The following is a 14,180-nucleotide window of genomic DNA, read 5'->3' as shown; positions in this document are numbered from 1 at the left end:
TATTCAAGCTTTAGTTCTGCCACACTTCATCGATCGCCGCTTGGAACGGAGCCTTATACTTCTCGATCAACGTCGATATCGATACACCGCTTTGCAATTCGCCCAAGAAGTCCCAGTACGGCAGTGATGGATAAGCTTGACGGTCGATCACTCGCATGTTCTCGCCGACCATGCGGGCGTTCATAATATCGTTCTCGTCCGTGAAGTGGCTTTCCAAAGTCGCTTGGTCCGGATATTCATAGATCGATTCGATATCATGGATCTTCTCGTAGATATAGAGCAGTTCCCTCGGTTTATCCACGGTCTTCGGAATCGTCAGGAATTGTACGTCCGGTTCAACCGCATGATACGTGCTTGCGCTCGGTCCCTTCGGGAAGGGCAGGAAGCCGATATCGTATTCTGCCATGTCTTGCACTAAACCGCCGATCTCATACATCGCGCCCGGATACATCAGGACATTGCCCTGTACGAAGAATGCTCGCGGTTCTGTCCAATCTCCGCCTTCGGAAGGTCTTGCCACTTGTTCCGTGGCGATCCGGGACACAAAGTTAAGCACTTCGATCGTCTTCGGATCCTCCAGGTTCTGCTTATCTCCAGCGACTAGGTCCGTCTCGTTCGCCGCAAGAGCCATGTCTAACACATCGGATTTGGCCAGGCCCCAAACGTCGATCTGACCGTCGTTATCCGTATCACGGTTCGCATCCTTCGCGACTTGAATGAACGTCTCCCAGTTCCAGTTGTCCTCGTCCACGTATTCCTGAAGCGGTTTTATTCCAAGTTCATTCATCAAGGTCCGGTTATAGAAGATCCCTGTGATCAAGTTCGGCTGATCGTTAAATCCATAACCTCTGCCGTTATAGACCGAATATTCATTGGTGACTTTCTGGTTGAAAACATTGTCGTTCTTCGTCCACTCATCCACCGGCCAGAACAAATCCTGCTTCACCAGGGACGGGATCATATAGCGTTTCCCCATGCGCACATAATCGCCCAGCGGCTCGCCGGCCATGATCGAAGCAACGACTTTGTCTTGATATTCGTTAAAATCGATCACAACGTAATCTACTTTGAAGTTGTGCTTCGCCATCAGGGCTTCAAGGTTGGCCTTCTTCTGAATATTGTCCGGGTTATCTTCTTGAATCGTCATATCCCACCATGAGACGAAGGTCAGCGTGCGTCCGCCGAGATCGAAATCCATCTCCGGCGATGCGTTTGGATTCCCGGATGCCGGCTCCTCTGCTTCTTCATTTTCATTCGCTGCTTCGTTGTCGGCATCAGCTGCGGTATCATTTGCGCTGTTCACCGAATCCGGTGCCGCAGCATCATCCATGCTCCCTCCGCCGCAAGCAGCCAATGTGATGGATAACATGAACACAATTAGAAACATCCAGATTTTCCGCATAACAATCCCCCTGCCAATGATTAATTTTCCTTGATTTTAAGGCGAGTATAGCGTTTACATTCGAAATCGAACAACCTGATTCAGTGCATAGTTTCACCTTAGAAAGTATAGTTGGGGGTTAATGTCATATAATCAGAGGGGTCAAATGTCAAGGGATGTGAGGAATCTAAAAAATTGCACAATCCCTAAAGAAACAAGGGATTTCCGCCTTCCTCCAACTTGTTTCTTCCAGTGCCTTCGCCTCTGTGAGCAAATAGTAAACAAATGTTACAACTCTAAAAAGATGCACATTGCGAAGAAAAGACAACGCTTACATAATGGATGATAAGAAGGTAAACCACGCTTCGTATGATGAAACAACTTACGAAAGTGAGGGCCAGCACTCCATGATCAATACGCTGCTTGTCGATCCGGATTCGCAATCAAGGAAACGACTCCTTGAGCAACTGGATTGGTACCGCCTCGGCTACGAGATACAAGCGCCTGAACCTCAGACGTTCGAGGAGGTTCTGCACGCGATTGACAAGGAATCCTTTGATTTGGTGATCATCAGCCTGCGAGCTCTTCCGTCATTCAGCATGAGGCTCTGCGAACAGATCAGGAAACACAGCACCGCCTCGATCCTGCTTATCGGCGGCAGCAAGCAAATGAACATCGTGCACAAAGCGATCATGCTGAAAGTCAGCGATTATTTGCCTGATCCTTATGATGCACAGGATCTGGAGGTTTGTCTTGTAAATCTGCGCTCGAGCATACGCCGGCAGGAGAAGGCTGCCGGGCAGCCGTCCACCTCTTCTGCCTGTACAACTATTGAGATGATCAAGCGCTATGTACAAGAGCAGCTGCATCAGAACATCACGCTCAAGAAGATCTCCGACGAGCTGCATTTTAACTGCGCTTATCTCGGTCAGAAGTTCAAACGGCATGAGAAGATGTCTTTCAATGAATATCTGCTGCAGCAGCGCATGGAGAAAGCGAAGCGTCTGCTCATCGAATCCGATCTCAAAATCTATGAAATCGCACACCGCGTCGGCTATTCGGAAGTGGACTGGTTCTATAAGAAATTCAAAGAATACACCGGCGTAAGCGCCAATGAATACCGCAAGAAAATGAAAGATACGGCTTAACATAACAATCGGGCAGGTGCTTCGTTCACAGCACCTGCCCGATTTATGTTATTCAGAATCCCGCTCGTACCTAAAATAATCAAAATCCGCGTACCCGCCCGCTTGCACCGTAGCATAATGGAACAAACCGATGCGGCAGCCCATGAAATGATGCAGCGTATACCTGAGCTGCAAGGTGTCTCCGATCCTGCGCCATGTATGACCATCTGTAGAATAGTAAAAGTCCGCCGTATCCCTGTCCTCACGAAAATCAAACGCAATCTTCAGCCAAACGACCTTCTGCTCACAGCGGATGCGCTCCACGGCTTGCTGCTCTCCGTCTTCCCCGCGGACGCACATCACCGCATAACGCTCCCCGTGCTCATCCAACTGAATGCCTACGGTTCCATAATAATGCTGCAAGGCCGTAAGCCCGGCATAATCCCCCGGAGTCATATGCGAAGTATCGAGCTTCACTTCCGCACGGCACGCCGGTCCTTCCGTACGCTGTGTTAAGGTATTGCGCGCCTGCTCGATATTCCGCACCGGCCGGCCGGTGCGAAGACGCAGCCAGCCCGGCCGTTCCGTCACGGACCAAAGGCGGTGATCCGGGTTGTGATTCCATTGCCACTGCAGAGCCAGTGTGTTTTCGTCGTAGTCGAAGTCATCGCTGATCACCAGCGGTCCCGGCTCCGCCTCCGGCAGATCGATCTCGAAGGACACCGGCACCTTGCCATTGATGCCGATGAGCGGCCAATCCTCCTCCCAAGTCACCGGCACAACATAGGGGATGCGGCCCACGGCGCCGTGATCTTGGAACAATACCGCATACCAATCCCCTGAAGGCGTATCCACAAGCCCGCCCTGAGCGATGCCCTGGTTGCGATATCCCATATCATCATCGAGCAGAATCTTGCGTTCGTAGGGGCCCAAGAGATGCTTAGAGCGGTAACCGACGACTCTGCGCCGGGCGTTGCCCGTCCTTGGCCACTCGATGAAGATGAGGTAGTAATAGCCGTTGATCTTGTATGCGTGGCATCCCTCGCATCTTAGGCCGATGCCTTCGCGGGGCGTTTCCAGGACGAGCTGGTCGATCCCGCCCGGCTTCAGGCGGGTGCCGTCGGAAGTCAGCTCCCTGATCCTGATGTCGCCGTTGCCATAGAACACATAGACGCCGTCATCATCGAACAACAAGCTCGGATCATGGAACAGCTCACCCACAACATGGCGTTCCCATGGACCGTTTTCGATATCCTTCGTGGTATAGATATAGAATCGGTTCATATCATTGCACGAGAAGCACACATAGAAGGTTCCCTCATGATACCGGAGGTTGGCTGCCCACGAACCTTTCCCGTAGATGCCTTTACCGTCCAGGAGGTTGTGGGCATCATTGTCCTCCAGGATATCGAAGACATAATTCACAATCTCCCAATCCTTCAGATTCACCGAGCGCATGATGGGGCAGCCCGGCATCGAATGCATGCTGGTGCTGACCATGTAGTATACGGTGCCGACGCGGATCACGCTGACATCCGGCACATCGGCCCAGATAATCGGGTTGGTAATGACCGTTTTATTCATCTGCCAACCTCCAGTAATCCATCTCGAAGAGATCGACTCCCGCAGGACCAGCAAAGACCAAGTACAGATCGTGCACGCCCTGTACCGGCGAAAGCTCCGCGCGAAGCTCCGCCCATCCCGTATCAGCATCCTTCACGGCAATCGGCAGCGTGCCGATCCGTTCGCCGTCGACACTGCCCAGACGCAGTTCGATGAAGCTGTCCGCACGGACGTTGCCGATGGATGCGATAAAGCTTATCGCTTCGGAATCGCCGAAATCCACCTGCGAGAGGGCGATCCAGTCCCCGCTCTGAATCTCCGTCAGCACGCGGTTTTCCGGATCTCCTTCTTCCGCGGCTCTTGTCTTGACACCCGCATTCCATGCGAAGGTCTCCGCTTCCACCCGCTGGAAAGGATCGAGCGGTTTCAGCTGCGGTACCCCTTCATAATCCGCCGTGATCTCCTGAATCGATCCATCCTCGTTCATATAGACCTTGTTCAGATGCGTGGAGCGGTATCCCTTCGCTTCACCCATGGCTTTCGCCAAGGTCTGAGCATGGTAGGCGATATACCATTCGCCGTTGAACGAGAAGATCGCATGGTGATTGTTGCCGCCGACGCCGAAGAAATGCATCGGGTTCTTCAGGATCGTGCCGCCGTACTTCCACGGTCCCATCGGATTCTCGCTGTACATATAGACGATCTCGCCGGCGCCGGGACTGCCCTCAGGACGAACCCCGCTGTAGAAATTCGAGCAGTACGTATAGTAATAAATGCCGTTATGCTTGTGGATGCCGTTATCCTCGAACATAAAAGGCGCATCGATCTCAACGGCTTCGCCGACCACGCTGATCATGTCGTCGCCCAGCTGCATGACGCGCGAGGTCCGCGGCCGTTCAAACTGCTCGCCGGGCACACCGCCGCCGAAATAGATATAACCCGTGCCGTCATCATCGACGAGAACAGCCGGATCGAACAGCCAGTGCACCCCTTCCACACCCGGTGTAGAACGCTCGATCAGCGGCTTGCCTATGGGATCCACCCACGGTCCCAGCGGGCTGTCGCTGGTCAGCACGCCGATATTGCTGGCATTGTTCGCAAAATACAGGAAGAATCGATCCTTACCATCGATCACCTTATGGACCACAGCCGGCGCCCAGGACTGCGACGCCCACTTCGCTGCTCCCTGCGGACCGGCAACGGCAATCTCCCCATGGTCCGTCCAGTTCACCAGATCGTCGGAAGAGATCACGCCGATCTTGTTGATCTTGGCATAGGTGTTATCTTTGATATTGCCGTCCGCATCGTACTCAAAAACATCATTGGTCATATAGAGATAGACGCGGCCGTTGTATACCAGTGCGTACGGGTCTGCGCCGAACTTATGAGAGACGAGCGGGTTGCCGCTTGGCGGAACTTTGCCGATCGCCTCAGCGGGTTTCAACACATTGATCCGCGCATTAGCACTGCTGACATTGTAGGATTCTTGACGGTTATCCTTGTGATAAATTTCCATTGCTTTTAATTGAACCTCCTCTGGATCGGTTTGATCGTAATCGTGAGCCGCCTTGGCTCGGATGCGAAGCACCGCAAAGCGGCGGCTTCGGTCATGGTTGTCATAGATGATCGCTTCCTCGCCGTCCTCAGGCAAGATGCTGACAGTCCAGCTGCCATCCTTTTGACCGGTGTTTACCTTTACCGCTCCCAGATTCGCTTCATGGGGGAGGAAATCGATGATTTCAACGGTATCCCCGGCTGCGATCTCCAGGCGAATCTCGCTTACAGACTCCCCTTCAGGATAGCGGTTGATCAGGATCGGGAGGTCATAGGTGAGCTCCGGATCACTGCTGACAACGATCGTATCCGTGCTCATATAGACCCGGTAATCCTCCGGCGTGCGGCTGCCGGTCAGTTCCGGCGCGAAGCGGAAATAATCGACATCGACATATCCGCCGGTCTGCTTCGTAGCGAAGTTGAAGATGGCAAACCGATAGCCCATAAAGTGCGGCAAGGTATACCTCATCTGCAGTTCCGTGCCGAAGGGCTCCCACTGCACGCCGTCATAACTGTAGTAGAACCTTGCCCGATCGACGGTAAAGTCCAGATCTGCCTTCAGATAGACGCGTTCCTCCAGCAGCTCCGTTCTGGCCTGTTCTCCGTCCCAGCGCTCCATGACGATATAAGAAGTCCCGTTCTGCTTCGTGACCCCGATGAATCCATACTCCTTCTGGAAGGCGGCAAGTCCTGCGTAGTCGCCCTCCAGCATACGGCTCGTCTCCAGAGCGATCCAGCCGGAGCTGTAAGGTCCCATGGTCCGCTGGGTTAGGGTGTTCCGCGCCTGCTCGAGATTGTCGGCGATGTTTGCCGTATACAGGCGGAGGTATCCCCTGCGTTCAAGCAAGGACCACTTGCTGTTATCCGGATTATGGTTCCATTGCCAGGTGAGGCCCAGCTTTGATCCGTTGGGAGCCGATTCGGGATTGGCCCCGCCGCTTCCGCTCTCCTTGATGGATAGATAATCAACATAGAAATCCATCAGATCCTTCTCCGGATCAGGATGCTCCACCCAAGGCGTCTCCAGGAACAGATCGATGCTGGCCGCTTCCTCCGGGATCGTGAAGGTGCCTTGGATGACCTGCCACTCCCCTTTCTTGACCGTTCCTCTCACCAGGTTCTGATAAGAGGTTTGACCATCGATCACCTTCTGAGCAGTCAGGATGAACTCCTTGGACTCCGGTCCCTCTGTATACTTGATGCGGAATGCCGCCCGGTATTCCTTGCCGGGCTGCAGCCGCCAGCTGAAACTTTGTTCGATGCCGGCCCAGGTGCCGCTTCGTTTCGAAACATGGGCGATAGACTGGCCGTCCTCTTCGATGATCTTGATCTCCGATCCTCTGGCCTTCCAATGGGCCAGTCCCTCATCGAAGCGGGGATTTTTGGTATATTCCATCCCTTCATCGCCCGCCGGATCAGCGTCATCCTCCTCGGGGAAGAAGGCTTCCTCTTGATAGAACTCGTCGCTTTGCACCAGTTCCGTTTCAAAGTCACTTACGCCCGGTTTAGCGAATCGCAGCGGTACCTTGCCCTCTTCATCGCCGTATACCGGCCAGCCGTCCTCCCAGCGCACCGGCACGAGCACCGGCACGCGTCCGACGGCATCATGATCTTGGAACAACATCGCGTACCAATCGCCCTCAGGCGTATCGACCAGTCCGCCCTGGGCCACGCCGTGATGCTTATAACCCATGGTATCGCTTAGTACCAGACGCTCTTCATACGGTCCCTCGATGCGGTCGGCCCGATAGACATACTGCCTGCGAATATTGCCCTCTTCCCACCAGATCGTGGCAATGTAGTACCGCCCGTTGATCTTGTAGGCATGGGCGCCTTCCATTCCCTCTTTGCCCGAGGTGATGATCGTCTGATTCAGACCGCCCGGCTTCAAGGACTTGTAGTCTTCGCTCAGTTCCGTCACCGTCAGATCCGTTCGCCCGTGGATGATGTAGGCCCTGCCGTCGTCATCAAAGAGCAGGGAAGGATCATGCATGTACATCGGGAACTCCGTGCGGCTCCAGCGCCCTGCCGGATCCGTCGTGCTGAACAGATACGTTTTGCCCGTATCCAAGGCAGAGAACAGCACATAGAATACGCCGTCGCGATAGTTCAGACTGCTCGCCCACGAGCCTTTGCCGTAAGCGTTCTGACCATTGCGAAGGGCATAAGCGTCATTCTCCTCCAAACGATCATAGGGATAGCCGATGATCTCCCAGTTCACCAGATCCGTCGACCGCATGATCGGCGTTCCAGGCATCATGTGCATCGTCGTGCTGGACATATAGTATTCATCACCGACGCGGATCACGCTCGGATCCGGGACATCCGCCCAGATAATCGGATTCTCGGCATAGCCCGGATCCTTCGCCTGCGGCGGCAGGATGCTGCGGTTTAAGGTGATGATGATGGCTGCAGCTGCAGCGAGCAGTACCGCCGCGGCTGCGAGGTACGGCATCAGCCGCTTGGCTTGAATGCTCATCATACTGCTCCTCCTATTAATTGATCCCTGTACTCCTGAGGAGACAGGCCGGTTGTTTTCTTAAAGAATCGCGTGAAGGAATGCGCCGCTTCGTAACCGACGGCTGCAGCGACTTCCCGCACTTTCAGGTCGCGATTGGCCAGCAATTCCTTCGCCTTGGTTATGCGGCATTGCTCAATGAACTCCGAAAGATTCATGCCTTTCTCTTGTTTGAACAGCCGCGATAGATAGGAAGGATTGAAATAATGGACCTCAGCCAGCCGCACCAGGGACAGATCCTCACTCAAGTTAGCGATGATATAATCGCAGACCCGGTCGATGACCTTCGCCGCCCGATCTTTCTCCTTAAGCCGGTTGGATTCGAAGATGCGGCCTGCGACTTGATAGAGATAGATGAAAGCTTCACTGAGTGAGGGATGTTCATCGAATTTCATGAGTTTGCTGTAATCGCCGACATCGGACTGCAGACCAAAGCGGTTGATATGTCCCAGCAGGATCAGGGCGATCCCGTAATAGATCTCCACGGCCAGCGCCGCATTCGTCGCCGGATTCAAAGCTACGACATTCATCATCAATTCATCGAAGCCAGCATGGAACTCATCGACTTTCCCGGCATCCAGGTGAGCGGCCAGGACATCGACTTTCTGCTTCATCCGATAGGCATCCTGGCAAGCGAGTTCCTCGCTGTCCTCCTGCTGATCGCGGAGAATCGCGGGCAATCCGCCGCCAAAGCGGAGGTGGCGCAGCAGATGGAGGCGTTCATACTGCTGCGATACGTCAAGCCAGCGGCAAGCAGCGCTGCTGATCACGAAGGTCAGCGCCAGCCCTTTGTCCTCCATCACCGTCTGCTGTATCAGCTCCATCGTCCCCTCTAGATAGCGATGAAAATGTTCATGCCTCTGCTCCTCATGATGCGGATGAGACGGCTGAATGAACCACAGGACATCTCCGTAAGGGTCTTCGATGCCGATGCTCCGCACATGTTCAGCGAAGTAGGAATGCCACAGCAGCCTGACTTCATTCAACTGCTCGGAGCGTTCCATAAAGGTCAGACCGTCGCGGTATTCGAGATGGCCTAAGACCAAAACCACCGGCATGCGGACATCCAAGGGAATATTCAGGCGCTGAAAATCATTCGCCAAATCCTCCTCTTTCATCTCCTCCGGATGTTGAATCAGATAGCGGAAATAATCCCGCTGCCAAAGCAGCTGCACCTCTCCCATCAGCTCCTGGGATTTGCTGATCAGCTGGTCCATCCGTTCATGGTGGCGGATCTCTTCCAAGACCTCACGAACCGTCTGCACGACTTTGTCATAACCTTCGGTCTTCAGCAGATAGCGAACGCTGGGCACCTTCATCGCTTGATAGGCATAATCAAATTCGCTGTGCCCCGTCAGGAAGATGATGCGGCAGCGCGGCCAATAGATCTGAATCTCATCCATCAGCTCCAGGCCGTTCATCCCCGGCATGCGGATATCCGTCAGGACGATGTCGATCCGGGTTCGCGATAACCAATCCAGCGCCTCTCTTGCGGAATAAGCCCGATAGATGTCCAGTTCGTCGGACATCACCTGGTTGAATACTTCATACAAGCTGTCCGTGATGATCTCCTCATCATCCACGATCAACAGGCGATGCATCATCCCCGCTCCTCCCATCTAACATGATCTGAATGGTGACTTTCAGTCCGCCCATATCGCTTCTCGACAGTAAGAGGCCGCTCTCTTCGCCGAAGGCCAGGATCAGACGTCTGTGAATATTGATCATTCCCGTCATCTCATGGGTTTCCGGCGTATGATTCAGTCGCTTCCGGAGCTCTTCAATCTCCTGATCTGAGATGTCGCCGCTGTTCTCCACGATGATCTGAAGGAAACTGCCTGTTCTATGGAAGGAGACGCTGAGGCATCCTTCCTCGGTTCTTTCCAAGCTGTGTTCATAGGCGTTCTCAATGATCGGCTGGATGATCAGTTTAGGCACCCTCACCCGCTCTACCCCTTCCGGCAAATCGCCGAACTGGACCTTGATCCGTCGTGAGAAACGAAGCTTCTGAATCTCCGTGTACATCCGGGAGTGCCGCGTCTCGTCTTCCAGAGCGACAAAATCCTCGCCGTTGCGGGTGATGAAGCGGAAATATTCCCCGATCATCAATGTGAATTCCTCAATCCGTTCAAGATCGCCCACCTTCGCCATCGAATGCAGGATGAAGAAACTGTTATAGAGGAAGTGCGGATTAATCTGCGACTGGAGCTGCTTCAACTCCGCTCGCTGCACCATCATCTGCCGTTTATAATCCTGCTCGATGAGATCCTGCAGGCGGCTGATCATCTGATTAAAGCGGTCGTACAAATACCCGAATTCATCATGCTGATTGTGATCGATATGAAGATCAAGCATGCCTCCTTCCATCTTGCGGAAACTGCGCACCAGCACAAGCAGCGGCTGATGGATCTCCTTGTAACTGATGTAGGCATAAGCCACCACGGCAAGCAAGGATACACAGGCATAGATCCAAGCCCATTGCTCGAATCGATGGAGCGGACGCTTGACTTCTACTTCCGGCAGGTAACTGACGACGCTGAGCCGCAGCTCCTCCGATGCCAGTCGGTTAAGCTGATACTCCTCGCCTTGGATCGTCAAGATCTGTGGGCTTGCGATCTCCGGCTTCAAGTTCATTATGGACTCCTGCAGCAGCTGGTGGTCCCCTTCGCCGCTTGCCAGTACGTAGCCAAGGGCATCGAAGATCAGCAGCGAGCCGCTTCCCGTATACAAGTTCAGCCGTTCCATCGACTGCAGCATCTCATCCGTATCCAATTCGATCTGAACGATGAACAGCGGCGGCTCGCTCTTCCTGCCACTCTGCTTCAGGGCAGCCAGTTGCAAGGCATCGTTCATCAAGACAAATTTCCCTTCATGGTAGCGGGAGTTCCAGCTGAGATGGTCAAAAGCTCCCTTATCATAATCGTAGATCCCCATGACAGCGGAGACCGACTGATTCGCGGGCCGCATGTGCACATAGACATCCTTGATCAAGGAACTGCTGTTCTTGATCGATACCAGCCGCTGCTGCACATAGATCAAACTGTTCTTCCGCTCCACATTGCTCAGCAGCGACCAGGTCACCGCCGCGCGGTGAATCTCATTATCCTCCTTGATGTCGAACATCTGCAGCTCCAGCCAAGCGATCTCGCGCTCCAGGTTGTCAAGATAGGAAGCGAGCTGCGCTTCCTGCGCCCGGGAGATCTCTTCGCTGGCGTTATGATAACTCCAGCTGTACAGGTAGATGCCGAGCAGGATGATCGGGATGACGAAGATCAGGTAGATGATGACCATTCGAGTAAAGATCGAATTGCGTAATGAAGTGACCGGAAACCTTAACAATCTGATTCCTCCATTGCTGTACCGATGAAGTGCGGCGGACGGCCTGCGCGATGCAGCGATCATGAGCCGGTATCCGGCCTTGAATCAGCCCCTCGATTGATACCACTCATTCACTTCCTGGGTGATGCGTTCACCGCCCAGCATCAACCATTGCTCGACGAAGCGGTCGAATTCTTCGAGCGGATCTCCAAGGATGATGTTGATGTACATCTCGTTCTGCAGATGCTGCAAGAACTTATCCTGGTCGATCATCGTCGGCGTGGGCACGCCGGTGAACCGGTCATACAGCAGTTGACCGTTCTTATCATAGGCATCGATGATCGCATAGGCGCCGCTGGGTCCATAGATCCTCTCCCATCCCCAGCCCCCGGCATCACCTTCCTCCTGATAGGATCGCATATAACCCCAGATCGCTTGCGCTTCCTGCGTCACAAATTCCTGCAGCTCACCCTTCCTGTAAGCCTCGATCTCCCGATATGCATTGAGGTTCTTCCTGGGCGGGAAGGGGGTAACCGGAGAAAACTGCCAGACAGAGCCCGAATCATTGTAGTAACGCTCATACTCAGCGGTTTGGCCCCAATTTTTCTCCAGATGAAGATTAAACAGCTTAACGACGGCCTCGGGATGCTCATAATCGGACCGCACGGCGAAGAACGATGAGATCGTGAACTTGAGCGGGACCATGGGCGGGTGATCATAGGCCGAAACGATCGGAAAAGCCTTCCAGTCCGCAAAGGAATCGGTATTCCTGCTGCCTCCGACATGGAACGCGCCCCATTGCTCGCCGTACATCATGCCGATCTTGCCGTCGATGATGTCCTGCTTCACTTGTTCCCCCTTCTTAATCGCAAAGGAAGGGTCAAGGATCCCTTGCTGATAGAGATCCTGCAGCGCGGCCAGCGCCTCTTTGACCTCGGGCTGGATGCCGCCGTATACGAGGCGGCCCTCCTCATCTTCCAGCCACAGCTGCGGATAGGCATCATAACCCGCCATGAAGCCTGCCAGACCTGCCACCGGGTCCCACAGGTAGTGAGTTGCAGCGAGACCGTAGGTATCATGCAGCCCGTTTTGATCCGGATCTTCCTCTGTAAACGCTTTCGCTATGGCGATCACATCATCCATCGTCTTCGGCGGCTTAAGTCCCAGATTCTCCAGCCAATCCGTGCGGATCCAGATCAGCGAAGCCTTATCGATCGATGAATCCACCTGCGGGATGCCCATCAGCCTGCCGTCGATGGTCGCCGCTTGAAACGGCCCCAGCCCTTCCTGGGTTAATACTCCTTTCGTAAGATCCGTGGCATATTGCAGATAGGCCTTCGTCAAGTCTTGGATTTGCCCCGCGTTGCTCAATAGACGCAGCTGATTGGCATCCACCCGCACCACATCGGGGATATCCCCGGAGGATATGGCTACGCCGAGTTTCTTGTCGTACATATCCCCTCTCTCGATCCAGTCATAGACGATCTTGATGCCGAGCACTTCTTCATACAGCCTAGTCCAGCGATTATCAGCTAAGCTTTCATCGGGGAATACCTGCATGAGTTCCTCGATGAAGATGCTGCTCTCTCCCGCCATCGAAAGTTCAATGGGCGGATCATACGGCAGCAGGCCTAATTCATCATAGAGCGAATGCTTCGTGTGCACCTCCTCCGCCGCTGAATCCTCGCCGGATATCCCGTGCTCGCAGGATACGGTACAAAGCACACAAACAAGCACCAACGCCAGCAGCTTGATCATCATCCGAACCGGTCCAAGCATCGGTTGCAACCTCTTTTCGCTATAATTGACGTCAAATACAGCTGTTGCCCTTATTATCAAATCTATTGAATGCGATTACAATGAGCAAAACTTTGGTTTCTTGCCCGTTGTTTACTTATAGAAATAAGCATGCCTCCGCACAACAGCCGCAGACTTAAGTATACAGACCGAAGCGCGCGGACGCCAGGCACATTCTAACATCTATTCCATCAAATCCATCTTAACAGAAAATCACGCGGGATCCCTTAAACCCAACACCTTCGCCCTGCCGATTGCATATGAATGCCTATATCAACAACTGAATCAATAGCCCCCAGATGAGGAGGAGAACAAACCTTGGGCGAATCCATTGATTTATCGTCTCCGGCGGCGCAATTCGCCTTTGACCTCAACACGAATCCTTTTTACATCAAAAACCAGCAGAATTACATCAACTTAGCAGGAGTGGAGCAGCTGAACACCCTGGATCACATCTCGCTTCTGGATATCTACATGAGCGCCCATCAGATCATCGAACCCCACTATCATCAAAATGCCGCGCAAACGATCTACTGTATCTCCGGATCTGTCACGGTATCCATTCTAAGCCCCTTTACGAAGCAGATCCTCAATTACACCATCACCCCGGGACAAATCGTCAATGTGCCGAAGGGCTGGTGGCATTATGAATTGGCGCTGACGGATCAGACCCATCTCTTGGCGATCTTCAATGCACCGATGCCGGAGGTGATCCTGGGATCCGATCTGCTCAAGTTGACACCGGCGAATATCATGGCCTACACCTACTGTATTCCCGAGCAGCTGTGGCGGGAAGCGATTGCTCGCGTGAAGCCTGCAACCTTCATAGGCCCTGCGTGCAATCCGTCTGCACTAAGCCATGGAGCCGGGCATACAGGCAATCTCAACAAAACCGTTGATATGCAATCTAATGTGCAATCTA

Annotated in this window: 8 protein-coding genes; 2 read left to right on the top strand and 6 right to left on the bottom strand. The window is 53.6% G+C overall.

Annotated features, from left to right (window positions below; genetic code table 11):
- Positions 1-10: 10 nt before the first annotated feature.
- Entirely contained in the window at positions 11-1,402 is a 1,392-nt protein-coding gene (locus PRECH8_RS01295; protein WP_200965272.1) for an ABC transporter substrate-binding protein, read from the bottom strand.
- Between the two features lie 317 nt (positions 1,403-1,719).
- Here PRECH8_RS01295 and PRECH8_RS01290 point away from each other — a divergent pair, with 317 nt between their 5' ends.
- Positions 1,720-2,529 carry a helix-turn-helix domain-containing protein gene (locus PRECH8_RS01290; RefSeq protein ID WP_242457368.1) on the top strand — a complete coding sequence of 270 codons (810 nt, stop codon included), beginning with the start codon at positions 1,720-1,722 and terminating at the stop codon, positions 2,527-2,529.
- A 48-nt stretch (positions 2,530-2,577) separates the two neighbouring features.
- Here the strand turns inward: PRECH8_RS01290 and PRECH8_RS01285 are convergent, their stop codons facing one another.
- The 5 genes from PRECH8_RS01285 to PRECH8_RS01250 form a co-directional block, all read right to left on the bottom strand.
- Positions 2,578-4,092, bottom strand: coding sequence for a glycoside hydrolase family 43 protein (locus PRECH8_RS01285; protein ID WP_200965271.1), 1,515 nt, complete (start codon positions 4,090-4,092; stop codon positions 2,578-2,580).
- Positions 4,085-8,104, bottom strand: a complete 4,020-nt coding sequence (locus PRECH8_RS14415; RefSeq protein ID WP_242457367.1) for a family 43 glycosylhydrolase — start codon at positions 8,102-8,104, stop codon at positions 4,085-4,087. Before PRECH8_RS14415 ends, PRECH8_RS01285 begins: the two co-directional genes overlap by 8 nt.
- Complete coding sequence (locus PRECH8_RS01260; protein WP_308808407.1) at positions 8,104-9,747, bottom strand: helix-turn-helix domain-containing protein; 1,644 nt, start codon at positions 9,745-9,747, stop codon at positions 8,104-8,106. The genes PRECH8_RS14415 and PRECH8_RS01260 overlap by 1 nt, the downstream gene beginning before the upstream one ends.
- Positions 9,719-11,482, bottom strand: a complete 1,764-nt coding sequence (locus PRECH8_RS01255) for a sensor histidine kinase (protein ID WP_242457366.1) — start codon at positions 11,480-11,482, stop codon at positions 9,719-9,721. The genes PRECH8_RS01260 and PRECH8_RS01255 overlap by 29 nt, the downstream gene beginning before the upstream one ends.
- Before the next feature lie 84 nt (positions 11,483-11,566).
- On the bottom strand, positions 11,567-13,240 hold the full coding sequence (locus PRECH8_RS01250) for an extracellular solute-binding protein (RefSeq protein WP_200965269.1): 1,674 nt from the start codon (positions 13,238-13,240) through the stop codon (positions 11,567-11,569).
- A 336-nt stretch (positions 13,241-13,576) separates the two neighbouring features.
- On the opposite strand from PRECH8_RS01250, the gene PRECH8_RS01245 reads away from it, so the two are divergent.
- Positions 13,577-14,180 (top strand): cupin domain-containing protein (locus PRECH8_RS01245; RefSeq protein ID WP_200965268.1); only part of this gene is annotated, 604 nt, incomplete at its 3' end.

The organism is Insulibacter thermoxylanivorax, assembly GCF_015472005.1.
Taxonomy (GTDB): Bacteria; Bacillota; Bacilli; order Paenibacillales; family DA-C8; genus Insulibacter; species Insulibacter thermoxylanivorax.
Note: the sequence above shows the minus strand (reverse complement) of the source record. Positions and strands in the feature narration are given on the sequence as shown.